The sequence below is a fragment of the Bacillus sp. WMMC1349 genome, assembly GCF_013155385.1.
Taxonomy (GTDB): Bacteria; Bacillota; Bacilli; order Bacillales; family Bacillaceae; genus Bacillus.
The window spans coordinates 2,796,007-2,817,500 of record NZ_JABJUQ010000007.1; the positions used below are offsets into that span (position 1 = coordinate 2,796,007).

A 21,494-nucleotide genomic window follows, 5' to 3' on the forward strand; every position below is an offset into this window, starting at 1 on the left:
GGACCTTTCATTCAATTAAACCATCTTGTTTAAGTTTCTCAAGGGTCATTTTAAGAACTGAATCTTTCATAATAAAACTGTACTGTCTATTTTTTGCAATATCTTTAGGTAGACGCTTAAGCAAAATAGGGCCTTTCGTTTCATAGTATGTGTCTTGCTCTTCAATTTTTGCAATCTCAGCAAAATATATATTCTTTACAATTACTTTTTCTCTCCCAAGCACTTTATATTGTCCAACATATGTAAGTCTTTTGATCGAAGCCCCTGTTTCTTCTTTAACCTCCCGCGATGCCGCCTCTTCTGGATTTTCTAAAGGCTCCACTTTACCACCTGGAAATTCAAATCCTCTATCTTGATGATTTGTTAAAAGCCACTGATTTTGATATCTGCAAATCACCCATACATGTTTCGGAGTCAATGAAAAAGGATGCTTTTCAAAAGAAAGCTGAACTGTATTGCGGTAGAAATCTTTAAATACATACATGATAATCCCTCTTATCCGTTTCCTTTCTTCTTCCACTCATCATATCACATATCCGTTTTTTCGCTAGTGATTTTATCAATTTACCCTAATGAATTAACTTTTTATAAGAAAAATGACGGATGTAGTCGAAATAAATGAAACCTTAGTTAATAGAAACCCGTAATATAGATGCAATTATATAGTTCAATTGTTTTTTAATATTTAAGTTTCATATGATATATGATGATCGAAACGAAAAGGAGGAATCAAGGTGGGAATTCAATCTTCATCAAAATCTAAAAGCGGGATTCAGCTAGGTGGTAGCCATCCAAATCCCAACCAACCGCAACAACAGACAAACCAAAATCAGCAGCCAGCACAAAATCAACAAATACCGAATCAAAGTCAACAAGCTTGGCAGCAGCCAGCACAAAATCAGCAAATACCGAATCAAAGTCAACAAGCTTGGCAGCAACCAGCACAAAATCAGCAAATACCGAATCAAAGCCAACAAGCTTGGCAGCAACCAGCACAAAATCAGCAAATACCGAATCAAAGTCAACAAGCTTGGCAGCAACCAGCACAAAATCAGCAAATACCGAATCAAAGCCAACAGTATGGACAGGCGATGTCACCACAAGGAAATCAGTCATTTGCCAACAGTATCACCCTAGTCAAAGGGCAAAAATTTGATTTAACAAAAGGAAACCCTTCATTGGATCAAATCCAGATCGGATTGGGCTGGGATCTCAGGTTTGATGGAGTAAGCTATGATTTGGATGCCGAACTATTTTTACTGGATCAGACCGGAAGAGTCCAATCACCGCATCATTTTATTTTTTATAATAACCCGCTAAGTCCAGATGGAGCTGTCCAACATTCTGGGGACAACACTAGTGGTCAAGGAGAAGGTGATGATGAAAGCATCACTGTCCAATTAAGCAAAATTTCTCCTGATATTCAGCGAATTGCAATTACTGTCACCATTCATGATGCCAATAGCAAACGCCAAAATTTCGGACAAGTTGCTAATGCCTACATAAGAGTGATAAACCGGCAAAACAACACAGAAATTTGCAAATTTAATTTGACAGACGATTACTCAACAAGTATCTCGATTATTTTTGCTGAACTTTATCGCTACAATGGAGAATGGAAATTTAATGCTCTTGGAGAAGGAAGCAGCCTTGATCTGAGCGGAATTTGCAATCGTTTTGGACTATCACTTTAACATTCTATATTAAGGGAGAGATCTTCTTTGGGTTTTTATCTAGATACAGTACAAGAATTAACACTAAAAGCAGAAGGAAACGGCAGTTTTTTTGCCAAAAAAGGGGCAATGATTGCTGATCAAGGGCAATTCAAATACAGCAAGCGATTACTTGGTACAAACCAAGGAAATGTTGTCAAACAGGTTTTCAACCATATAAGCAGAAAATTCACTGGTGAAAATCTTGAAATGATGGAAGTAACCGGTCAAGGTGTCTGCTATTTAGCTGATCAAAGTGAACATGTTACAGTTATCAATTTAGAACCTAATGGTCCTTGGCAAAGTGTTTGTGTTGAAAGTGAAGATTTATTAGCATTTACTGAGACTTGTCATTATGGAGTTACACCTGTTGGTGTCGGTGTCTTATCGCAAAAAGGACTGTTCACTTCAAAGCTTACATATAATGGACCAGGGGCACAAGTTGCCATTAAAACAGCCGGTAATCCGTTAATACTTGAAGGTCCTTGTCGGGTGGATCCTGATGCGATTGTCTCTTGGACAGGACCTTCACCGAAAGTAAAATTAGATGTAAACTGGAAAACAATTATTGGACAGACGTCTGGAGAATCTTATATGTTTGAATTTAAGGAACCTGGACAAATCGTTGTTGTTCAACCGTTTGAGAGACAAGCAGGACTTAAGGTCGGACTTGATGACAATCGCTATCAAGCAGAAACGCAAAACAGCGCTTGGCAGAACACTCGCCAAGGAATTACGAATCAACCGACACATCAAAATCATTATCATTCTCAACAACCCCATTCCCATCAAGAACAGAGTGGTGGCGGACTGGGAGATATGGTCAATAATTTTTTAAATAGACGATAATCGGTTAAACGGTAAGTGATAATGAAAAAAGAAAAATCTTTTATGAACTCCGAATGGTTCTTTATGATCATTTGTATGATGGGCGGTCTACTATTTCTTTTAACAAAATGAATTTAATCTATGGCTGTTCAGAAAGTCAGTGAGTGTAGCTGACTTTCTGATAGCCTTTTTTTGTGTCATGACTTAGTCTAAAACACTCCCTGCATTAAAACTATAAAATAGTCGTCTCAAAATAGCCCCTCGTAAAAGTACTATAAAATAGTCGTCTTCCTCTGTACATGTTTTAATCTACCGAATTCATTTCATGTAACCCATTCTCACTGATAAAGGATTTTGTTTGTGCATTTCCGAGTTGGTAAATCATTGAATAAATGTTTTTGCGCAGTTCATCCATTTTATCATTGGAACTATCATTATGATACTCAACAATCGGTACATGCGCGCGGAAAAAATTAATCCAATCCTCTGAGTACAGTTGGTCAAAATACTCTCGCAAAACAGAAACTTCTTCATCTGTTGCCGCAATTTCAAATTCCCAAGGAGATACGTTGGAATGCTGTGAAATCATCCCATCTTGTACAGAAACATAATATGTCTTCTTGTTCAATGCCATGCCCCCTTTTCATGTTAGTATAGCCAGTTAGGATAAATTATACGAGGCACAAAAAATAAACATACTAACATTAGTAGCAAAGACCACGGCCATGGTTTGTACTACTATGAAGTGAAGAAAGGTCGAACAGCCCCTGGGACCATTTAGAGTCCGCACCATAAACGACCAACTTCACACCCTTATATGATTGGGTCCTTCAAATTACGGAAAATTTTATTCTTTATGATTACACTACGAAAAAAAACAAAGAATCATCTAGTGGAGTATGATGACAAATTAAAAACGCAACCTCAGAGAAAACCTCGTAAAGTTGCGTCCATTGCGTGTATAAATAAGTTTTTGAAAGTGGTTTTACACCTTATTACACACGGAATACACATAATTACGAAACAGCATCCATCCAATTCGTAATCAATTTACCCAATTGACCTAGCCAAAAAAATCTTTTCATTAATTTGAAAAAATCTTACAAAATACTTGACTGGAGGTAAAATGTGGCTATCTAAAAAGTCCTTTATCAAGAAGAATCATGGGGAATTGCATGACCCCGCAGGAGCAAGGAACGAGCTCCAAGGAGGCTCCCGGAAAGCGAGCAAATCCCCCAATTTTTATTCATCTATGCAGCTAACCTAAATAAGCTTTTAACATCCAGTTATGCTTCTCGATCACTTGATGAATGGCAAGAAACATGTCACCTGTTGTTTCATCATTTACCTCTTCAGCCAACTCAATTCCTGTTTTGAGCTCTTCAGCAACAGTAGAAAAGTCATGATAAATATTTTGAACCATCTGTTCTGCAGTTTCGCTTCCATCTGCTTCTTTTACTGTGGATACTTCAAGACATTCCTTCATCGTCGCCACTGGAGAGCCTTGCATCGCCAACAGACGTTCAGCTAAATCATCAATATAAACAGCTGCTTCATTATAAAACTCTTCAAATTTTTCATGCAGTGTAAAAAAATCTTTTCCCTTTACATACCAATGGTAATTATGTAGCTTCACATAAAGAACTGTCCAGTTTGCAACTTGCTTATTTACTGTTGTTTTTAATTTTTCAGACATTAAGATCAACCTCCTCTTGGTTTACTATTGATATACCCACTTAGTTTGTACGGGAAACATGTCTTTTATGATAAGCTATAGTAAAACAACATAGAGAATGGAGGCTTTTTATGATCTTTTGGATTGTTTTAGCCATATTGATTTTCGGTGCTGTTTTGACAATATCACTAATTACAACATCTAAAGCATACAGTTACAAACATCAAATTGATCCACTTCCAAGAAGACGCCATATGAAGAAAGAACAGTCTCATCAATGATGATGAGCTTCTTCTTTGTGATCCTCTTTTTCCGGCTTTTGATCAACTTTCCCGACTTTTATTTCAGTTACTGGCATGGTGTGTTGTTTTTTGGCTGTAACATGAACTTGAACTTTATAAAGGCCATCCTTTGGAAAAGCCTTTTCAATACTGTAAACCCCTTTTCCTTCATGCTTTGCTTTTTGGAGCTGGCTTTCATCCTTGCTTCCCGACTTCCAACATTCAAATTCTACTTCATCTGCATCTGTCACCGGCTCGTCCCCATATAAAACAGAAGCCTTAATATGAACCTGCTCTTTTTTCGCCACATGCTTTGGTGCGTCAAGCTTTGCATTCAGCATTTTGGGCTTTTGATCAGATGATGCCGTCTTTTCTGTTTGACCACATGCAGTCAGACTAATCAGCAAAAACAATAGAACAATCCATTTTCCCCAACGCATCCTATCACCCTTTTTCATTGATATATTACAAGTAAAGTTTAACAAAACAGCAGAGAAATGGCATTATTTTCTTTGTGAACAAATAAAAAACCGACTCCTTTTATAAGAGTCGGATCGGTCTAAAGATTTATCCAAATACTTTTAATAAATCTTCTTTATTTTGTGTCAGCCAAAAACGAATCATTCGCTTTGCGCCTTCTAAGTCATGAAGTTTTGCTTGACCACATTGCTTCTCGTTTGCAGCTGGAATTTCGTTCACTTCAACAGCCTCTTTAAATGTATCTTCAAGCAAATCGACAATCTCCTCAACTTTCGGTTCTCCACTTACGACAAGGTAATATCCTGTTTGACATCCCATTGGTGAAATATCAATAATATCAAAATGGTCGTATTTTTCCGCATGCGTCCGAATCGTAAAAGCGAGCAAATGCTCAAGTGTATGAATCGTATCAGGCTTCATCGCCTGTTTATTTGGCTGGCAAAAACGAATATCAAACTTATTGACAACCCCATCTGTTCCGACTTTGTGAACTCCACAATGTCTGACATAAGGTGCCTTAACAGCATGATGGTCAAGCTCAAAGCTTTCAACTGATGGCATATGTTATCTCTCCCCTCTAAATTCATCTTTTTGTATTATAGCATATAGATTTCAATGTATGATAATTGTATGAGCTGGTTATGGACAATTTTATCACTCACTTAGAAAACTTATCGTTTTGACAATCCGGACAGTTTCAAATGAGAAACGACCTGTTTCTTCATGAGGATGTATATTTTTTATTTATTTTAAATTTAAATATTTTGTGGTATTCTTTTGCATGTGGATTTATTCCTTTTCACTTTGACTCTACCATATATTTGTTTCTTCCTCTAAGCTATCCACAATCATTTAAAAAAGGTGTTGAACAATCATGAAAACTCTGTTCCTTCTGATCATCCGAACATACCAAAAATGGATTTCTCCTATTTTACCTCCGTCTTGCCGCTTTTACCCGACCTGCTCCAATTACGGACTTGAAGCAATCCAAAAACACGGAGCGCTTAAAGGAGGCTGGCTGACAATGAAGCGGATCCTAAAATGCCATCCATTTCATCCCGGCGGTATTGATCCTGTACCGGAAAAAAAACATAAGCATTAATAGCCTTTAATGACAACATCAAGTTTTCCTGTCCCCGGATCAATCACAAGTCCGTGTACGGGAACATCATTTGGTAAAAGCGGATGGTTTTTAATGACTTGCACACTGTCTTTGACACTATCCTCTACAGAATCAAAGCTTTTCAACCACTGCTTAAAGTCAACTCCAGAATATTCAAGAGTTTGAATCCGCTCTTTAGAAATCCCCCGTTTTACTGCTTTGTCAAGAAAACTTTCACTTTTCAGTTTGCTCATACCACAATCATGATGCCCGATTACGCATATTTCATCAGCATTCAACTCATAAACAGCAACAAGAATGCTTCTCATAATACTTCCAAAAGGATGTGAAACAAGTGCTCCTGCGCTTTTGACAATTTTCACATCACCATTTCGCAGATTCATCGCATGTGGCATCAATTCAACAAGCCTTGTATCCATGCAGGAGAGGATGACCATTTTTTTATCAGGAAATTTACTTGTCTGATATTTTTTATAATCCTCACGTTCAACGAATTGCTGATTAAATTGTAAAATATTATCCAAAAGATTCATGACTTGTTCCTTTCAAAACGAATTTTGCAGTTAAGCATACCATATAACTTATTTTTTTTCATTAACTAGACTATAAAAATATTTTTCTCTTTTCAAATCGTAATTATTACGATACAATGTAACAGGAATTAATTTAAATCGGAACAATTCGATTTTATGTTGAGAGGAGAAATAAAATGAAAAAAACAGTCGGAATAGCATCTGCAATCCTCCTTGCAATTGGTTTAACAGCAGGGTGTTCAAGTAAGGGAACATCAGCAGATCAAAATAAAAAAGCTGGAAAGTTAGATATTTATACAACGATCTATCCACTTGAGGATTTCACAAAAAAAATCGGCGGGGAATATGTAAACGTTAAAAGTGTTTATCCACCTAATGTTGAAGCACATACTTATGAGCCAAGCTCAAAAACGATTGCGGAGATATCAGATTCAGATGCCTTTATCTATTCTGGAGTCGGTGTAGAAGGATTCGCTGATAAAGCCGTCAATATGTTAAAAAACAGTGATGTCGACATAGTGAAATCTGGAGAAGGAATTGATCTTCTTGAACATGGAGAAGAGCATGGTCATGATGAGGAACATGAGCATGACAAACATGAGCATGGCGATCATGACCATGGTGATCACGATCCACATGTCTGGCTTGACCCTGTACTTGCCCAAAAGTTAGCGGAAAATATTAAAAATGAGCTCGTAAAATTACAACCAGAACATAAAAAAACGTTCACAAAAAACTATGAATCTCTCAAATCTGAATTGAAAAATCTTGATCAAGAATTTAAAAAAACAGTTGCACACGCGGATAAAAAAGAGATTCTCGTTTCTCATGCTGCATACGGATACTGGGAAAAACGTTATGGAATTGAGCAGATGAGTGTGCTTGGTCTTTCACCAACTGAGGAGCCTTCTCAGAAAGATTTAGAAAATATCGTAAAAACAGCTAAAGAACACAACATAAAATATGTGATCTTTGAAAGTAATGTTAGCAGCAAAATTTCCGAAATCATTAAAAAAGAAATCGGAGCTGAAAGCCTAACAATGAAAAACCTTGAATCCGTCTCAGATGAAGATCTTAAAGATGGCAAAGACTATACGAGCATCATGAAAGAAAACTTATCTGTCCTTAAAAAAGCATTATCAAATAAATAATAACTGACGGGGCTGTCATGAAAGTCGTGTGGATGAATAAAAATTGGGGAATTTTCTCGCTTTCCGCGGACGATCCGCGAGCCTCCTGATTTATGTTGAAAAAGGACTTTTTAGACAGCTCCGTTTTTTTATTTTAAAAAAAGACCGAATATCGGCCTTTTAATCGAGATTAAATCTTTTCTTAAACTGTTCGACCCTTCCCCCTCTTTCATTGAACTTTTGTCTACCTGTATAAAATGGATGAGTATCAGAGCTTACTTCAACTTTAATCACCGGATATGTTTTACCATCTTCCCACACTGCTGTTTCATTAGAAGTTCTTGTTGAACGGCTCAAAAATCGGTAACCACTGTTTACATCATGAAAAATAACTTTATAAGTTTTCGGGTGAATATTTGGTTTCATTGATAATCCTCCTCACAAAACGTAATTATTACGTTTTATTATAAACCTTTCAATTCAGTATGTCAAAAGATAGAAGAATAAACAAAACAATGGACGGATACGCTAATACCGTACAAAAAATTGAAGGGGGATCATAATGGAACATAAAGAGGAACAAAAAATACTTTGTGAAGTTAATAACTGTACGTATTGGGGTCAAGGAAACAAATGTACAGCTGATGCCATTTATGTAGTGAGCCATGCGGGTGAAAAAGCTTCTACAAGTGAGGAAACGGATTGTAAAACATTTAAACCAGAGCATCATTAATCAGAAGTATTGAAGGAGGAACAGGCTGATGAAGCATGAGTCCTTGATGAAGGCTTTTTTTCAGGAAATCCAGGGAGCTGATGAGATCTCTTTTCAAAAGGCCGCCCGCTCCTTCGCAAACTTATGGGATTATGAATACGGCTGTCTGGACGGTTTTAATGAACAAGCTGATCAACTAATCGGACAAGCCGTTTGCGAAGACATGCTATTAGAGGAATAGGATCAAGGGTGTCCATAAGTTGGATGCCCTTAAGAGTAAAAAAACCGGCATTTATTGCCGGTCCAAACGAGAAGGGGAATATAATACAGATTAAATATAGAAGAATACCACAAAACAAACAAACCTTAAGAAATAGAAAATCACTTAACAAAAATGCTTTTTAACGTTGAAATACATCTATTTTAACAGAGTTTTTTCTTAATACATGTTGATTGACTGCAAATCCCATTCCTGGCTTATCTGGTACTTTAATATACCCACGTTGGATCTGAATTTCCGGTTGAACAATATCCTCTTCCCAGTACCTCGAAGATGCGGAGATGTCCCCTGGTATCATAAATTGCGGGAGTGAGCTAAGCGCAATATTATGCGCCCTAGAAATACCTGTTTCCAACATTCCGCCACACCAAACAGGCAGATGATGCTTTTTGCAAAGATCATGAATTTTTAGTGCTTCCGTTAAACCTCCAACACGTGAAGGTTTAATATTAATGATTTGACAACTGCCTAGCTCAATCGCTTTTCTAGCATCATCGACCGACCGTATGCTTTCATCAAGACAAATTGAAGTTTTGATATACTTTTGTAAGTGACGGTGATCAACAATGTCTTCATCTCCCAATGGTTGTTCAATCATGATTAAATGAAATTGATCCAATTTTTTTATACGTTTAAGATCTTTCAGCTGGTATGAGGAGTTTGCATCTGCCATTAATGGTACATGAGGAAAATGCTTTCTAATTTCTTTTAATAAACCAATATCTTGTCCAGGCTTAATTTTAAGTTTTATTCTTTGATAACCTTCTTTTACATATTGATCAATTTCCTGAAGCATATCCTCTACCGGTCCAAGTCCGACGACAACGCCAGCCGGTATTTTCGATTTCACTCCTCCTAGTACCTCTGTTAAAGATTGACCATGTTTTTTAGCATACAAATCCCAAAAAGCTGCTTCAATCCCCGCCTTTGCCATTCTGTTTCCTTTAAATCTTTGCAATCGCTCTGGGACTTGAGAAGGATGAGAAAAGCTCTCAGAAAGCACGATCGGAATAAAAAAATCTTTCAACATATGATAGCATGTCTCAGTTGTTTCTTCCGTGTACCATGGAGAGGAAAAAGCAGAAACTTCCCCCCAGCCTGTTACACCGTGCTGATCTTCTACCTCTATAATAAGGAATTTGCGTTCCTGCAGCGTTTCTAAACTAGACTCAAAGGGTTTTTTTAAATGCATGCACAAATGGTACAATGTCAATCTTTTGATTTGAATCATATCCTTCTCCTTCTACAATTTGTGTCTCATCAATTTGTTTGCAGCATTACGCGGTAACTTTTCGACAATATGAAAAACTTTTGGAACTTTGTAGGGGGCAAGCCTTTTTTTACAGTATTGAATCAGTTCTTCCCTGTCGACCGCTTCATTGATTACCAGAAATGCATGTGGGACCTTTCCCCAAATATTATCGTCTACTCCTTTTACTCCAGCTTCCATAACAAAAGGATGGGTTTGAAGAACCGCTTCTATCTCAGCGGGATAAATATTTTCACCACCTGAGATGATTAAATCTGAACGTCTATCTAATACATATAAAAATCCGTCATTGTCAAGGTAGCCGAGATCACCGGTTTTAAACCAGCCATCTTTTAATGATTCGCGAGTAGCTGCTTCATTTTTCAAATACCCTTTCATGACAGTCGGTCCTTTTACAATAATTTCACCATGTTCACTAGTGTTCAATGACACCCCATTTTGTTCAATTCGAATGTTTGAAGCAAACAGCGGTTTTCCGGCTGAACCGAGTTTTGTCATACTGTACTGTGGTGCAAGTGTTGCAATTTGTGAACAAGTTTCTGTCATCCCATAAGTCTGAACGATTGGCAATTGTTTTTTTCTGCATTCTTCGAGTAGGGCAGATGGAGCCGGTCCCCCACCTAACAACAAGCATCTTAACGGCTCAGGACAGTTGGAAAGCTCTGCTGATAGACGCGCAAGTGTTGTCTGAACAACTGAAATCATCGTTACTTGGTCAGATTGAATGGAGTGAAGGACATCCATTACTTCAAATCTTTTATGTAAAACAATTGTCATTCCATAAATAACAGATTTAAACAAAGCGGACAAGCCACTGATATGAAAAAGAGGCAAAGTCACTAGCCAGCGATCATCCTCCATAAGACCAAGATTTAAAGCAGAAGAAACTGCACTAAAGTAGTGATTAGAAAATGTTTGCAGCACCCCTTTAGGACGTCCGGTTGTACCTGATGTATACATGATTGTAGCTGTATCATCCAAATGAATCTCGACTGGTTGAAAAAACGGCTCAGGCAGTATCTTTTGAAGGTCTTCAACTGTCATGGCATTCTTATGTTGCTCATCAAAAGGCTCTTCAGTAATGATAAGCTTAGCTTCTGAATGTTCGATTTGATAAAGCCTTTCCGACTTTGACAGTCTTGTATTTAAAAGAACGACACGAGCACCAAGGAAAAAACAAGCGTGGATGCAAATCACCATCTCGAGTCGGTTTGTCATCAGAATAGCAATTGTATCGCCTTTTTCTATAGCCAAACGTTTCAGCTGAGCGGCCATTTTTTCTGCCTTTGTAAACAGTTTTAAAAAGGTAAGCCGTTTGTTTCCTTGAATAATAGCCAGCCTGTCAGGTGTCAATTCTGCCCGCTGTTTAAGCCAATTCGGCTGCTCCATTAGCATCTTCAATCATCTCCAAAACTGATTTAAAAAGAAAACAGCTCAGTCCATACCAAGCTGTTTTTTATATTAAGGAAAACGAGGGAACTGTCCAAAGTCTGGGCGGCGTTTTTCTTTAAAGGCATCGCGCCCCTCTTTCGCTTCATCTGTTGTGTAGTATAGCAATGTCGCATCTCCGGCAAATTGTTGAATACCTGCAAGTCCATCTGTATCAGCATTAAAAGCAGCTTTCAAAAATCTAAGTGCTGTCGGGCTTTTTTCTAACATTTCTTCACACCATTGAATGGTTTCTTCTTCAAGTTTTTCAAGCGGAACAACCGTGTTGACAAGACCCATTTCCTTTGCCTCTTGAGCATTATATTGACGGCATAAGTACCAGATTTCACGCGCTTTTTTATGGCCAACAATTCGGGCTAAATAGCCTGATCCATAACCGGCATCAAAGCTGCCCACTTTCGGTCCTGTTTGTCCAAAAATTGCATTGTCTGCAGCAATAGTCAAGTCACAAACGATATGCAGTACATGTCCACCACCAATTGCATAGCCAGAAACCATGGCAACAACAGGTTTTGGAATGACACGAATTAAACGCTGTAAGTCGAGCACATTTAGACGCGGGATTTGATCTTCTCCCACATATCCTCCATGACCTCGTACTTTTTGATCTCCACCTGAACAAAACGCTTTATCTCCTGCACCGGCAAGGATGATAACACCAATATTTGCGTCATCTCTTGCAAAAGCAAATGCATCAATCAGTTCTGAAACTGTCTTCGGACGAAATGCGTTATGTACTTCAGGCCGATTAATCGTAATTTTTGCAATGCCATGATATGTCTCATATAAAATATCTTCATATTGACGTTCACTTTTCCACTCTACCGTCATAAATATAACCTCCTACTTTAAAATAAAGTCACTTATTATTCTACCAAAAAATTCAGGCTCTTCCACATGAACTGCATGACCTGTTTGCTCGGCGATCACAAGACGGCTTCCAGGAATATATTGCTTCATGTTTTGATTAATCGCTACAAATTTATTGTCAAGACTCCCGGCAATTAAGAGAACTGGGTAATCGATAAAAGCAAGCTTCTCCCACCAAGAAGGTTGTGCACCGGTTCCCATTGCGACCAAACTGTTTGCAAGACCAAGGGGCTGCTGATTGAGACGTTCATTGCGAATTTTTTCTTTTTTGACAGTTTCCAGTTTATGCTGGGAAGCAAACAAAGGAATTCCTTCCCAATAGTCAACAAACCACTCCATTCCCTTGCGGAGTATTCGTTCACCAAGTCTCTGATCCTGTGCTCTGCGTTCTTGCCTTTCTGCTTCTGTTTGCAACCCCGGAGAACTGCTTTCCAAAATTAAACGAGCTATTCGATCAGGATGATTCATCGCAAATGACAAAGCAAGTCTCCCCCCCATCGAATACCCGACTAAATGAACATTTCCCAATTCAAGCCGATCAAAAATGTCCAATAAATCAGCACATTGCTTTTCTGTACTGTAGCGTTTTTTTTCGCTTGGTGAATCGGTTCTCCTATGACCGAGTAAATCCAGTTTTACACAGCGAATTCCTGGGAAATACCGTTCTATTCCATCCCATGTTTTCGCACTGCCTGTAAACCCGTGTAAAAAAACCGCTGTTTGTTCTGTTGGTCCCCCATTATCTTCTATTTCATAGCTAATACCGTCTTTTAATGTCAGTTTCAAAATGTCCACTCTTTTCTGATTTCATAAAGAACGGTCTCCATTAATTGACGCTGATGCTGGACACGGTCATGTCGCTTTGTTTTCACTTCAATAATATCAAGTCCGTTTCGGTGAATGGAAGATAAATAAGCATCAGTAAAATGAGCGATAGACTCTGGACATTGATAACGCCCCCCATACAATTCTGCAGCATGCTTAAATTCAAGTCCGGTCGGTGTACCAAATAATTGCTCAAAATATGTTTGTTCAGTTGTTTGCGGAAGAAATGAAAAAATTCCGCCTCCATCATTATTCACAAGGATGACTGTCAGTGGGATACCGAGCGTCTTACAAACTAATAAACCGTTTAAATCATGATAAAAAGATAAATCACCAATCACAAGTGTAACAGGCTCTTTCGTTGCTGCATAGATGCCGAGCGCTGTCGAGACTACACCGTCAATCCCATTTGCACCTCGATTAGCAAACACTCGGAATGAGCGCTTCTGATTCTCAAAAAAAGTGTCTACATCGCGAATCGGCATACTATTACCAATAAAAAGCGAACTGTTTTCAGGAATAAAATGCTGTAAATGGCGATACAGATTTCCTTCAAATGTAAGATCCTCGACTTCAAGATTTCGCAAATGATGACGAAAACGGTTGTTGACAGACTGCCATTTTTCCAGCCAGTCACCTGATCTGTTTTGCGAAACTGAACTGACAATAACTTCAGCGAATTCCCTCTCTGTACAATGTAACATATATGAGCTCTGTTGAGTCGGATCCCGCCAACCTCCACTAGGGTCTACAATCATCTGGACGATGTGTGAATGGTGCTTTAAAAGTTGATACAACGGCTTTGAAACAGGCATCGCACCAAAACGGATGACAAGCTTTGGCATCAAAAAGCTTGTCATGTCTTCATCTTTTAATAAAGAATCATACGCATCAATGATTGTCTCTTGAGAATGAGTCCCATTTCGTAAATTTGAAAGTGGATCAGCTAAAATAGGATACCCCAAAGCTTTTGAAAGTGAGATGATGTCGTACTTAGCTGCATCATTCTGAAGTTCACCGCAAACAATAACACCTTTTTCTGTTTCTTCAATTAGTGTGCTTAAAGTGTTAAGATCTTTTGCGTGAATTGTGGCATAACTGCCAGTCACCGATATATGAGGTCCATTTCTCATTCTTTCAAACGGCTGATCATCAAGATTTGGCATCAGCGGCTCCCTTAATGGAACATTAATATGAACAGGTCCATGGGGTTCTTTTAATGATTCTCCAACAGCACGGTCTGCTACAGCACGGATATAGGTCAGCATTTCTGGATGTGCATCAGGCAATGCTAAGTCTGTGAAATAGTTAACAAAGTTTCTGAATAAGAACTGCTGATCAATCGCCTGAGGTGCTCCCACTCCCCGAAGTTCATGCGGCCGATCAGCCGTTAAGATGATAAGCGGTATTCTTGAATAATGAGCCTCAATCACGGCCGGGTAAAAATTAGCTGCTGCGGTTCCCGATGTACAGATTAAAGCAACAGGTTTTCGCTCCGCTTTTGCCATACCCAATGCAAAAAAACCTGCTGATCTTTCATCAACGTGAACGTGAACGTTTAAATCAGGATGTGCCGCTGCCAGAAGTGCAAGAGGCGTTGATCTTGATCCCGGACATATTACTGCTTCTTTAACCCCAGCTAGTGTTAATTCATCGATAAAATTCCCTATATATTTAGTAATCGGATTTTCTGTCAACTAGGATCGCCTCCAAGAGCGGACAACATTGGCTTTAGTTTAATTTGGGTTTCCTCATACTCCTGTAACGGGTCGGAATCTCTGACAATTCCACAGCCGGCAAACAGCCTAGCCTGATGAGAATCAATCAAGCCCGATCGTATCGCAACTGCAAATTCTCCATTATCTTTCGAATCGAGCCAACCTATCGGACCTGCATACCATCCTCTTGACATCGGTTCAATACTCCTAATGACCTCAAGCGCTGTTTTCTGAGGATCGCCTCCAAGAGCAGGTGTTGGGTGCAGTTTCTCGATGAGATCAAATAAAGAATATTTTTTGCTCATTTGACCAATGATTGGGGTATAGAGGTGTTGTACACTTTTTGTCTTGTATAACTCAGGTGCCGCTGGTTTTTCAACATAATCGCAATATCTTGAAAATACTCGATGAATCATGTCTACAACAAACTCATGTTCCATTACATTCTTTTTATCGTGTAATAACTCAAGACCGAGCATTTGATCTTCCCGTCCAGTTTGCCCCCTTTGAATCGAGCCTGCAAGACAAGTGGATAAAACCTTGTCATCAAACTTTTTAATCAGCCGTTCAGGTGATGCTCCAACAAAACATTTGCCTTTCTCCTCAAGGGCAAATATATAGCTTGACGTTTGCTCACATAATAAGTGTCTGATCACGCGATACAGCTGAATAGGTTCCCGAAAAGTCAAAAGAATTTCTCTAGCGAGTACGACTTTATCATACTTTCCTTTTTGAATGTCTGTTGTAGCATGACGAATAGCTTCAAGCCATTCATCTACATGAAGCTCAGCTTTTTTGTCATATTGTTGATGTTCTGCTCGTTCGTCATGAATAGGGAACGTTGTCAATTTTTTTACGGCACTGATTAATTGATCGAGAACATGGTGGACATTTTCATTAGGACGCATCCATTTATTCATTGTGATAAACGTAGCATCTGTCGTTTTAGTCAACATTTTAGAAGGAATAAAAAAAGCACCTTCTTGATAGTCATGCCAATGTTTTTCTTTTTTTTTCAACGGGTCAAAAGAAAAACCGCCAAATAGTAAAGGACCTACTGCTAATTGAGTGATGTTGCCATCCTCATGGAAATGAAATGATCTATCTTTTATATGGTCCCATTTTTCATGAATGTCCTGATAACGTCCTCGATCCTTTTGGTGTGTGATAACAGTTAATTCCTGTCCAAGACCGACAAGTGTCAGTTCCTGATCTGGATCAGACCAAAAAAACCGTTTGTCCACTCCACTATTAAAAAAAGCAAGCGGATCGATTGTCTCTATTTTGCTAGAATAGCTTATTAAAACAGCATGGTCGACTTTTTTTAGTTTATCTAATACGTTAGATGTTTCGTTTTGTAAGGTCAGTCCCAATGTTGCCACCTTGATCATTCCTCCAAAGTCCGTAAAATGCTTTTATTACAATACACCTGAGAACGATATGTGTCAATAAAACAACACTTTTTTCTTTTTCATTATATACATATCAGCTACTAAATGAAAATGAAGATTGGACAGCTTTTTTTCTAACAATATCACCCATTATATTGACACCTTTTTTAACTTTTTCTAAACTTAGAGAGGATGTGTACGTATTAAAACTTAAAGGAGTCAAACTTATGCAACATCAATCACTTTCAGAAAGTGTTTCTGGAATAAAACAGACGAATAACTGGCGAGTATGGTGGATGTTAACAAGACCGCATACACTGACGGCCGCATTTGTCCCTGTTACAATCGGTACGGTTATGGCTCTTGAAACGGAGCGAATTCATATATGGTTGTTTATAGCCATGCTCTTAGCCTCAGTCTTGATTCAGATAGGTACAAATTTATTTAATGAATATTTTGATTATGTCCGGGGCCTTGATAATGAAAACTCCGTTGGTATCGGAGGTGCTATTGTCCGTTACGGAATGAAGCCCAAAACGGTCTTATATCTGGCCTATGGGTTATTCGGGTTATCTGTGCTGCTAGGAGTATATATTTGTATGTCTTCAAGTTGGTGGCTGGCACTTATCGGCTTAATTTGTATGGCGGTTGGTTATTTTTATACCGGAGGTCCGCTCCCAATCTCATATACACCATTCGGTGAAATCATGTCTGGTATCTTTATGGGAATGGTCATTATCCTCATTTCATACTTTATTCAAACAGGGGAAATAACCTGGAATGTCTTTTTGATCTCACTTCCAATTACAATTTTAGTTGGAGGCATTAACCTTTCCAATAATATCCGTGATCTAGTCGGTGACAAAGAAAACGGCAGGAAGACACTTCCAATCTTAGCAGGGAGAAAAAATGCGGTACAAATTTTAACAGTCTTCTTTATTGTTTCTTATTTACTAATTGGTTTGTATATCATGTTCGCAATCATTTCTGTTTGGAGTTGTCTTGTGCTTTTAAGTCTTCCAAAACCCATTAAAGCTATAAAAGAATTCAAACGTAAAGAAAAACCGGCTGATCTGATGATCGCTATGAAATCAACGGCACAAACAAACACATTTTTTGGTTTTTTGCTGGCACTTGCCTTAGTTATACAATATATTCTCTAAAAAAGAACCGCCTAAGGTTCTTTTTTTTTACAGTGAAAGTTCTGTTTAAAATCGTTCATACTAAAGGTGCAGCACTTTTTAGAAATGAGGGGCGATACATGTGCTAACAACAGAACAGTTAAAAAAGCTTGAAAAAGAACTTAAAGCTGGAAAAGAGCAAATTCTTTTCCGTTTTAAAAACAATGGACATTTTCAAAAAGACTTTACTTTTCCATTTAATTCCACAGGAGATTTGTCTGCGTATGACAATCACCCTGGTGATGAAGGTACAGAACTTTATGAACGAGAAAAAGATCTCGCGCTTTGGGAACATGAAAAAGAACATTTACACGATATAGAGCATGCTCTTTCTTTGATCGAAAAAGGCACATACGGCCGTTGTGAGGTGTGTGGGAAAGACATCCCTTATGATCGTCTGACAGTACTGCCGACAGCCACAACTTGTCGTGAACACTCTTCAAATGTATCCGTATCAAAGGATCGTCCAATTGAAGAAGAAGTTTTAAATCCCCCTTTCGGTCACTTTGAACGAGATGATGAAGAAAATGTTGCTTATGATTCAGAAGATGCTTATCAAGAAGTCGAGCGTTACGGTAGCTCAATTACCCCTCAGGATCTGGCAGTTCCGCCACTATCATATGGTCAGATGCATATCGAATATGGTGAACCAGTAGGAAATGTAGAAGACTACGAAAATTTCGTTGCAACAGATATAACGGGTAAAGAAGTCACTGTCTACCCGACAAAAGACCATGAGAAATACGAAGAATTGCTGGATGAGGAAGGAATTATGACTTCATTTGGGGACTTGCCGCCTGCAGAAAAAGAGCCTTATACAGAAGATGACTAAGCCCTGGCAAAGGGCTTAGCTTCTTTTTATCACATAAATAAAAAATCCCTACATCTATTATGTGTAGGGATTCAAATGATGACCCGTACGGGATTCGAACCCGTGTTACCGCCGTGAAAGGGCGGTGTCTTAACCGCTTGACCAACGGGCCTATTCAAAAAATGGCGGAGAAGGAGGGATTTGAACCCTCGCGCCGCTTACGCGACCTACACCCTTAGCAGGGGCGCCTCTTCAGCCACTTGAGTACTTCTCCATTGGCTCCACAGGCAGGATTCGAACCTGCGACCGATCGGTTAACAGCCGATAGCTCTACCACTGAGCTACTGTGGAATCATGGTGGGCCTGAATGGACTCGAACCATCGACCTCACGCTTATCAGGCGTGCGCTCTAACCAGCTGAGCTACAGGCCCATGATACGCAAATGGAGCGGGTGATGGGAATCGAACCCACGACATCAGCTTGGAAGGCTGAGGTTTTACCACTAAACTACACCCGCAACTAAATTATTGGGGCGATTGATGGGAATCGAACCCACGAGTGCCAGAGCCACAATCTGGTGCGTTAACCACTTCGCCACAACCGCCATATATTAAATTTTAAATGGTGGCTCGGGACGGAATCGAACCGCCGACACACGGATTTTCAGTCCGTTGCTCTACCAACTGAGCTACCGAGCCTTATTTATGGCGGTCCGGACGGGACTCGAACCCGCGACCTCCTGCGTGACAGGCAGGCATTCTAACCAACTGAACTACCGGACCATAAAAATATTGGTTGCGGGGGCAGGATTTGAACCTGCGACCTTCGGGTTATGAGCCCGACGAGCTACCGAACTGCTCCACCCCGCGATAATGGGAATTGATATAATGGCGGAGGAAGAGGGATTCGAACCCCCGCGGGCTTTGACACCCCTGTCGGTTTTCAAGACCGATCCCTTCAGCCAGACTTGGGTATTCCTCCGTAATATTGGTGGACCTTGTAGGACTCGAACCTACGACCGGACGGTTATGAGCCGTCTGCTCTAACCAACTGAGCTAAAGGTCCTTTCGATAAGTAGCGGCGGAGGGGATCGAACCCCCGACCTCACGGGTATGAACCGTACGCTCTAGCCAGCTGAGCTACACCGCCATATTTTTTTAAGTGGAGCCTAGCGGGATCGAACCGCTGACCTCCTGCGTGCAAAGCAGGCGCTCTCCCAGCTGAGCTAAGGCCCCGAATAATGGTCGGGAAGACAGGATTCGAACCTGCGACCCCATGGTCCCAAACCATGTGCTCTACCAAGCTGAGCTACTTCCCGCAATACAAAGTGGCGCGCCCGAGAGGAGTCGAACCCCTAACCTTTTGATCCGTAGTCAAACGCTCTATCCAATTGAGCTACGGGCGCATATATCAAATGCCGAGGGCCGGACTTGAACCGGCACGGTAGTCACCTACCGCAGGATTTTAAGTCCTGTGTGTCTGCCAATTCCACCACCCCGGCGTGGATGGTTGGAGCGGAAGACGGGATTCGAACCCGCGACCCCCACCTTGGCAAGGTGGTGTTCTACCACTGAACTACTTCCGCAAAATATGACTGGCGATGCGGATGAAGGGACTTGAACCCCCACGTCTTTAAAAGACACTAGAGCCTGATTCTAGCGCGTCTGCCAATTCCGCCACATCCGCATAAAATGGTGAGCCATGAAGGACTCGAACCTTCGACCCTCTGATTAAAAGTCAGATGCTCTACCAACTGAGCTAATGGCTCCAATATTAAACGAATGGCAACTTTTATATTATATCATAAAATAATAATGCCGGCAAGAGGACTTGAACCCCCAACCTACTGATTACAAGTCAGTTGCTCTACCAATTGAGCTACACCGGCATGGTGGAGGATGACGGGCTCGAACCGCCGACCCTCTGCTTGTAAGGCAGATGCTCTCCCAGCTGAGCTAATCCTCCGCATAACTCTCGATCTGACAAAGACTATTATATACAATAATAGGTCACATTGTAAAGAGTTTTTTTAAAAAAATATTTTTAAATGGACAATTGTTCTTCAGCCTGAATACTATCTTAAAAAGTACAGTAGCAAAAAAATTGCTACTGTTACATTGATGATATTTTATTATATACCACGTTGTCCAGTAAATTCTCTAAGATTGTTGTGGATGAAGTGAATGAGTAGTCACCTCACTTTCACAAACCCCTTTGGCCGTTTTTTCAAAAAGAAAATAGACACGAAGCAACTTAATAAAATAAAGGGTAGTGACATTTTATACAACTTTAAAAAAGCTTCTGTCAATTCTTGGTGACTAAATTGAGATATTTCACTTTGATAATCACTCAATGTCTTGTTTATTTTTTTCAAATTTTTATCAATCTTTTCTGTCACTGTTCGTTTGATTGAATCCTTGATAATCTTTCTTTTCATCTTAGGAATTTTGTTAAGTTCATTTGCTAAACTATTATTTATTAAATGTTCCCTCTCTTTTAAAGAAACAACTTGTTTTACATTTTTTCCCTCAACACCAATATTTTCTTTATTTCTTTTCATTTTTGTGTTTTCTAGCACTTTAGTTTTTTGTTTTTCTGTTAGAGAAAGGCTATTCACCATTAGTTCCGCATGATGAAGAATTTTTTCTTTAGTATAGTTAACATTGACACTCAAGTTGCTCACAAAAATCGCAACGGCCAAAACAATCCCAACTTGCCGAAGTGCAGCTATTACACTTTGGGATGCAGTCAACAATTCTCCTTTAAAAGAAGATGCAGCCATCACTGTAATGGGCCCGACAATAATTCCATAACCTATTCCCAGTGTCAAACAGCTCATGATTAATGCTGTATAACTGGAATTCATATTTAATTGATATAACATAAAATAGGCGATAAACATGAAGACAAATCCAGTTAATACTGCAATGAAATTGCCTATTTTTTCGGCAACTATAGAAGCTATTGGTGAAAATATAAAAATCATGGCCGATACAGGGGTAACTAAAAGAGCTGCTGTCAGATCAGATTCGTTTTGAATTTTTGTCAGATATGTAGGTAATATCACTGTAACTCCAATTAAAAACAAGTTACTTAAAATGACTGTCATAGCAGCTCCATTAAACTGTCTATCTTTGAATAAATCTAAATGAACCATTGGATTTTTACAATATTTCTCTGTTACTAAAAATAGTATTAAAAAGATTATACCTAACGAATAACAT

Annotated in this window: 24 protein-coding genes, 21 tRNA genes and 1 pseudogene (1 of these 46 running past the window's edge); 10 read left to right on the forward strand and 36 right to left on the reverse strand. The window is 39.3% G+C overall.

What is annotated here, in order from left to right; genetic code table 11:
- Positions 1-7: 7 nt before the first annotated feature.
- Positions 8-484, reverse strand: coding sequence for an RNA deprotection pyrophosphohydrolase (ytkD, locus tag HOO54_RS16645; RefSeq protein WP_172297220.1), 477 nt, complete (start codon positions 482-484; stop codon positions 8-10).
- Between the two features lie 275 nt (positions 485-759).
- Complete coding sequence (locus HOO54_RS16650; protein WP_172297222.1) at positions 760-1,116, reverse strand: hypothetical protein; 357 nt, start codon at positions 1,114-1,116, stop codon at positions 760-762.
- On the opposite strand from HOO54_RS16650, the gene HOO54_RS16655 reads away from it, so the two are divergent.
- Together HOO54_RS16655 and HOO54_RS16660 are read left to right on the forward strand one after the other, a co-directional pair.
- Entirely contained in the window at positions 1,092-1,694 is a 603-nt protein-coding gene (locus HOO54_RS16655; RefSeq protein WP_172297224.1) for a TerD family protein, read from the forward strand. The genes HOO54_RS16650 and HOO54_RS16655 overlap by 25 nt on opposite strands.
- Before the next feature lie 27 nt (positions 1,695-1,721).
- Positions 1,722-2,561, forward strand: a complete 840-nt coding sequence (locus HOO54_RS16660) for an AIM24 family protein (RefSeq protein WP_172297226.1) — start codon at positions 1,722-1,724, stop codon at positions 2,559-2,561.
- 283 nt (positions 2,562-2,844) lie between these two features.
- Here HOO54_RS16660 and HOO54_RS16665 read toward each other — a convergent pair whose 3' ends face one another.
- Positions 2,845-3,168 carry a hydrolase gene (locus HOO54_RS16665; RefSeq protein ID WP_172297228.1) on the reverse strand — a complete coding sequence of 108 codons (324 nt, stop codon included), beginning with the start codon at positions 3,166-3,168 and terminating at the stop codon, positions 2,845-2,847.
- Between the two features lie 195 nt (positions 3,169-3,363).
- On the opposite strand from HOO54_RS16665, the pseudogene HOO54_RS24425 reads away from it, so the two are divergent.
- Positions 3,364-3,585 (forward strand): annotated as a pseudogene (locus HOO54_RS24425) (hypothetical protein); the annotation flags it as partial.
- A gap of 213 nt (positions 3,586-3,798) precedes the next feature.
- Here the strand turns inward: HOO54_RS24425 and HOO54_RS16670 are convergent.
- Positions 3,799-4,236 carry a Dps family protein gene (locus HOO54_RS16670; protein ID WP_172297230.1) on the reverse strand — a complete coding sequence of 146 codons (438 nt, stop codon included), beginning with the start codon at positions 4,234-4,236 and terminating at the stop codon, positions 3,799-3,801.
- Between the two features lie 110 nt (positions 4,237-4,346).
- Here HOO54_RS16670 and ytzI point away from each other — a divergent pair, with 110 nt between their 5' ends.
- Entirely contained in the window at positions 4,347-4,496 is a 150-nt protein-coding gene (ytzI, locus tag HOO54_RS16675; protein ID WP_172297232.1) for a YtzI protein, read from the forward strand.
- Here ytzI and HOO54_RS16680 read toward each other — a convergent pair.
- On the reverse strand, positions 4,490-4,936 hold the full coding sequence (locus tag HOO54_RS16680; protein WP_172297234.1) for a FixH family protein: 447 nt from the start codon (positions 4,934-4,936) through the stop codon (positions 4,490-4,492). The genes ytzI and HOO54_RS16680 overlap by 7 nt on opposite strands.
- A 127-nt stretch (positions 4,937-5,063) precedes the next feature.
- On the reverse strand, positions 5,064-5,537 hold the full coding sequence (locus HOO54_RS16685; protein WP_172297236.1) for an S-ribosylhomocysteine lyase: 474 nt from the start codon (positions 5,535-5,537) through the stop codon (positions 5,064-5,066).
- Between the two features lie 313 nt (positions 5,538-5,850).
- On the opposite strand from HOO54_RS16685, the gene yidD reads away from it, so the two are divergent.
- A complete protein-coding gene (gene yidD / locus HOO54_RS16690; protein ID WP_172297238.1) occupies positions 5,851-6,078 on the forward strand; it encodes a membrane protein insertion efficiency factor YidD in 228 nt (75 codons plus the stop codon).
- On the opposite strand, the gene HOO54_RS16695 is transcribed toward yidD, so the two are convergent.
- Positions 6,075-6,632 (reverse strand): beta-class carbonic anhydrase, encoded by a 558-nt coding sequence (locus HOO54_RS16695; RefSeq protein WP_172297240.1) that lies wholly within the window; start codon positions 6,630-6,632, stop codon positions 6,075-6,077. The genes yidD and HOO54_RS16695 overlap by 4 nt on opposite strands.
- A gap of 176 nt (positions 6,633-6,808) precedes the next feature.
- Between HOO54_RS16695 and HOO54_RS16700 the strand changes: the two genes are divergently transcribed.
- The gene (locus HOO54_RS16700; protein WP_172297242.1) at positions 6,809-7,783 is read left to right on the forward strand and encodes a metal ABC transporter solute-binding protein, Zn/Mn family; all 975 of its coding nucleotides are present in this window, start codon (positions 6,809-6,811) and stop codon (positions 7,781-7,783) included.
- Positions 7,784-7,942: 159 nt separating this feature from the next.
- Here HOO54_RS16700 and HOO54_RS16705 read toward each other — a convergent pair whose 3' ends face one another.
- Positions 7,943-8,188: a type B 50S ribosomal protein L31 gene (locus tag HOO54_RS16705; protein ID WP_172297244.1), complete on the reverse strand. Its 246-nt coding sequence runs from the start codon at positions 8,186-8,188 to the stop codon at positions 7,943-7,945.
- Between the two features lie 136 nt (positions 8,189-8,324).
- On the opposite strand from HOO54_RS16705, the gene HOO54_RS16710 reads away from it, so the two are divergent.
- A complete protein-coding gene (locus HOO54_RS16710; RefSeq protein ID WP_172297246.1) occupies positions 8,325-8,495 on the forward strand; it encodes a DUF1540 domain-containing protein in 171 nt (56 codons plus the stop codon).
- Between the two features lie 28 nt (positions 8,496-8,523).
- Complete coding sequence (locus HOO54_RS16715) at positions 8,524-8,715, forward strand: hypothetical protein (protein ID WP_172297248.1); 192 nt, start codon at positions 8,524-8,526, stop codon at positions 8,713-8,715.
- A 160-nt stretch (positions 8,716-8,875) separates the two neighbouring features.
- On the opposite strand, the gene menC is transcribed toward HOO54_RS16715, so the two are convergent.
- The 6 genes from menC to HOO54_RS16745 all read right to left on the reverse strand — a co-directional run bounded on the left by menC (position 8,876) and on the right by HOO54_RS16745 (position 16,277).
- Positions 8,876-9,985: an o-succinylbenzoate synthase gene (gene menC, locus HOO54_RS16720; protein ID WP_172297250.1), complete on the reverse strand. Its 1,110-nt coding sequence runs from the start codon at positions 9,983-9,985 to the stop codon at positions 8,876-8,878.
- 12 nt (positions 9,986-9,997) lie between these two features.
- The gene (locus HOO54_RS16725) at positions 9,998-11,419 is read right to left on the reverse strand and encodes an o-succinylbenzoate--CoA ligase (protein ID WP_172297252.1); all 1,422 of its coding nucleotides are present in this window, start codon (positions 11,417-11,419) and stop codon (positions 9,998-10,000) included.
- A gap of 66 nt (positions 11,420-11,485) precedes the next feature.
- Positions 11,486-12,304, reverse strand: coding sequence for a 1,4-dihydroxy-2-naphthoyl-CoA synthase (menB, locus tag HOO54_RS16730; RefSeq protein WP_172297254.1), 819 nt, complete (start codon positions 12,302-12,304; stop codon positions 11,486-11,488).
- A gap of 12 nt (positions 12,305-12,316) precedes the next feature.
- A complete protein-coding gene (gene menH / locus HOO54_RS16735) occupies positions 12,317-13,138 on the reverse strand; it encodes a 2-succinyl-6-hydroxy-2,4-cyclohexadiene-1-carboxylate synthase (protein ID WP_172297256.1) in 822 nt (273 codons plus the stop codon).
- A complete protein-coding gene (gene menD, locus HOO54_RS16740) occupies positions 13,126-14,865 on the reverse strand; it encodes a 2-succinyl-5-enolpyruvyl-6-hydroxy-3-cyclohexene-1-carboxylic-acid synthase (RefSeq protein WP_172297258.1) in 1,740 nt (579 codons plus the stop codon). The genes menH and menD overlap by 13 nt, the downstream gene beginning before the upstream one ends.
- Positions 14,862-16,277, reverse strand: coding sequence for an isochorismate synthase (locus HOO54_RS16745; protein WP_172297260.1), 1,416 nt, complete (start codon positions 16,275-16,277; stop codon positions 14,862-14,864). The genes menD and HOO54_RS16745 overlap by 4 nt, the downstream gene beginning before the upstream one ends.
- A gap of 227 nt (positions 16,278-16,504) precedes the next feature.
- Between HOO54_RS16745 and HOO54_RS16750 the strand changes: the two genes are divergently transcribed.
- Together HOO54_RS16750 and HOO54_RS16755 are read left to right on the forward strand one after the other, a co-directional pair.
- A complete protein-coding gene (locus HOO54_RS16750) occupies positions 16,505-17,440 on the forward strand; it encodes a 1,4-dihydroxy-2-naphthoate polyprenyltransferase (protein WP_172297262.1) in 936 nt (311 codons plus the stop codon).
- Between the two features lie 100 nt (positions 17,441-17,540).
- Positions 17,541-18,290 (forward strand): TraR/DksA C4-type zinc finger protein, encoded by a 750-nt coding sequence (locus HOO54_RS16755; protein WP_172297264.1) that lies wholly within the window; start codon positions 17,541-17,543, stop codon positions 18,288-18,290.
- Between the two features lie 79 nt (positions 18,291-18,369).
- Here the strand turns inward: HOO54_RS16755 and HOO54_RS16760 are convergent.
- The 22 genes from HOO54_RS16760 to HOO54_RS16865 form a co-directional block, all read right to left on the reverse strand.
- A tRNA-Glu gene (locus HOO54_RS16760) sits at positions 18,370-18,441 on the reverse strand.
- Between the two features lie 11 nt (positions 18,442-18,452).
- Positions 18,453-18,543: transfer RNA gene (locus HOO54_RS16765), tRNA-Ser, on the reverse strand.
- Positions 18,544-18,545: 2 nt separating this feature from the next.
- Positions 18,546-18,620 (reverse strand) — tRNA-Asn (locus tag HOO54_RS16770).
- Positions 18,621-18,624: 4 nt separating this feature from the next.
- Positions 18,625-18,701, reverse strand: a tRNA-Ile gene (locus HOO54_RS16775).
- Positions 18,702-18,713: 12 nt separating this feature from the next.
- Positions 18,714-18,787, reverse strand: a tRNA-Gly gene (locus HOO54_RS16780).
- An 11-nt stretch (positions 18,788-18,798) separates the two neighbouring features.
- Positions 18,799-18,874: transfer RNA gene (locus tag HOO54_RS16785), tRNA-His, on the reverse strand.
- Positions 18,875-18,892: 18 nt separating this feature from the next.
- Positions 18,893-18,968 (reverse strand) — tRNA-Phe (locus HOO54_RS16790).
- 7 nt (positions 18,969-18,975) lie between these two features.
- A tRNA-Asp gene (locus HOO54_RS16795) sits at positions 18,976-19,052 on the reverse strand.
- Between the two features lie 10 nt (positions 19,053-19,062).
- A tRNA-Met gene (locus HOO54_RS16800) sits at positions 19,063-19,139 on the reverse strand.
- Between the two features lie 19 nt (positions 19,140-19,158).
- Positions 19,159-19,251: transfer RNA gene (locus HOO54_RS16805), tRNA-Ser, on the reverse strand.
- 7 nt (positions 19,252-19,258) lie between these two features.
- Positions 19,259-19,335 (reverse strand) — tRNA-Ile (locus HOO54_RS16810).
- A gap of 10 nt (positions 19,336-19,345) precedes the next feature.
- A tRNA-Met gene (locus HOO54_RS16815) sits at positions 19,346-19,419 on the reverse strand.
- Positions 19,420-19,432: 13 nt separating this feature from the next.
- Positions 19,433-19,505 (reverse strand) — tRNA-Ala (locus tag HOO54_RS16820).
- Positions 19,506-19,511: 6 nt separating this feature from the next.
- A tRNA-Pro gene (locus HOO54_RS16825) sits at positions 19,512-19,588 on the reverse strand.
- A 10-nt stretch (positions 19,589-19,598) separates the two neighbouring features.
- A tRNA-Arg gene (locus tag HOO54_RS16830) sits at positions 19,599-19,675 on the reverse strand.
- A gap of 10 nt (positions 19,676-19,685) precedes the next feature.
- Positions 19,686-19,771: transfer RNA gene (locus HOO54_RS16835), tRNA-Leu, on the reverse strand.
- Positions 19,772-19,780: 9 nt separating this feature from the next.
- Positions 19,781-19,855, reverse strand: a tRNA-Gly gene (locus tag HOO54_RS16840).
- Between the two features lie 16 nt (positions 19,856-19,871).
- Positions 19,872-19,956: transfer RNA gene (locus HOO54_RS16845), tRNA-Leu, on the reverse strand.
- Positions 19,957-19,962: 6 nt separating this feature from the next.
- Positions 19,963-20,038, reverse strand: a tRNA-Lys gene (locus HOO54_RS16850).
- A 47-nt stretch (positions 20,039-20,085) separates the two neighbouring features.
- Positions 20,086-20,158 (reverse strand) — tRNA-Thr (locus HOO54_RS16855).
- 1 nt (position 20,159) lies between these two features.
- A tRNA-Val gene (locus tag HOO54_RS16860) sits at positions 20,160-20,235 on the reverse strand.
- A gap of 226 nt (positions 20,236-20,461) precedes the next feature.
- Positions 20,462-21,494, reverse strand: the 3' portion of a protein-coding gene (locus HOO54_RS16865; protein ID WP_253907700.1) for an MFS transporter. 704 nt of this gene lie beyond the right edge of the window; 1,033 of the gene's 1,737 nt are visible here — the last part of the coding sequence; its start codon lies off the right edge, out of view; the stop codon is at positions 20,462-20,464.

Excerpts from the sequence above, each read along its gene's own strand:
- HOO54_RS16685 (WP_172297236.1), bottom strand. The coding sequence starts at position 5,537 with ATGCCATCAGTTGAAAGCTTTGAGCTTGACCATCATGCTGTTAAGGCA.
- ytzI (WP_172297232.1), top strand. The coding sequence starts at position 4,347 with ATGATCTTTTGGATTGTTTTAGCCATATTGATTTTCGGTGCTGTTTTG.
- yidD (WP_172297238.1), top strand. The coding sequence starts at position 5,851 with ATGAAAACTCTGTTCCTTCTGATCATCCGAACATACCAAAAATGGATT.
- HOO54_RS16750 (WP_172297262.1), top strand. The coding sequence starts at position 16,505 with ATGCAACATCAATCACTTTCAGAAAGTGTTTCTGGAATAAAACAGACG.
- HOO54_RS16705 (WP_172297244.1), bottom strand. The coding sequence starts at position 8,188 with ATGAAACCAAATATTCACCCGAAAACTTATAAAGTTATTTTTCATGAT.
- menB (WP_172297254.1), bottom strand. The coding sequence starts at position 12,304 with ATGACGGTAGAGTGGAAAAGTGAACGTCAATATGAAGATATTTTATAT.
- HOO54_RS16680 (WP_172297234.1), bottom strand. The coding sequence starts at position 4,936 with ATGCGTTGGGGAAAATGGATTGTTCTATTGTTTTTGCTGATTAGTCTG.
- HOO54_RS16650 (WP_172297222.1), bottom strand. The coding sequence starts at position 1,116 with ATGACTGATTTCCTTGTGGTGACATCGCCTGTCCATACTGTTGGCTTT.
- HOO54_RS16655 (WP_172297224.1), top strand. The coding sequence starts at position 1,092 with ATGTCACCACAAGGAAATCAGTCATTTGCCAACAGTATCACCCTAGTC.
- HOO54_RS16670 (WP_172297230.1), bottom strand. The coding sequence starts at position 4,236 with ATGTCTGAAAAATTAAAAACAACAGTAAATAAGCAAGTTGCAAACTGG.
- HOO54_RS16725 (WP_172297252.1), bottom strand. The coding sequence starts at position 11,419 with ATGCTAATGGAGCAGCCGAATTGGCTTAAACAGCGGGCAGAATTGACA.
- HOO54_RS16700 (WP_172297242.1), top strand. The coding sequence starts at position 6,809 with ATGAAAAAAACAGTCGGAATAGCATCTGCAATCCTCCTTGCAATTGGT.
- HOO54_RS16745 (WP_172297260.1), bottom strand. The coding sequence starts at position 16,277 with ATGATCAAGGTGGCAACATTGGGACTGACCTTACAAAACGAAACATCT.
- HOO54_RS16710 (WP_172297246.1), top strand. The coding sequence starts at position 8,325 with ATGGAACATAAAGAGGAACAAAAAATACTTTGTGAAGTTAATAACTGT.
- menC (WP_172297250.1), bottom strand. The coding sequence starts at position 9,985 with ATGATTCAAATCAAAAGATTGACATTGTACCATTTGTGCATGCATTTA.
- HOO54_RS16695 (WP_172297240.1), bottom strand. The coding sequence starts at position 6,632 with ATGAATCTTTTGGATAATATTTTACAATTTAATCAGCAATTCGTTGAA.
- HOO54_RS16715 (WP_172297248.1), top strand. The coding sequence starts at position 8,524 with ATGAAGCATGAGTCCTTGATGAAGGCTTTTTTTCAGGAAATCCAGGGA.
- ytkD (WP_172297220.1), bottom strand. The coding sequence starts at position 484 with ATGTATGTATTTAAAGATTTCTACCGCAATACAGTTCAGCTTTCTTTT.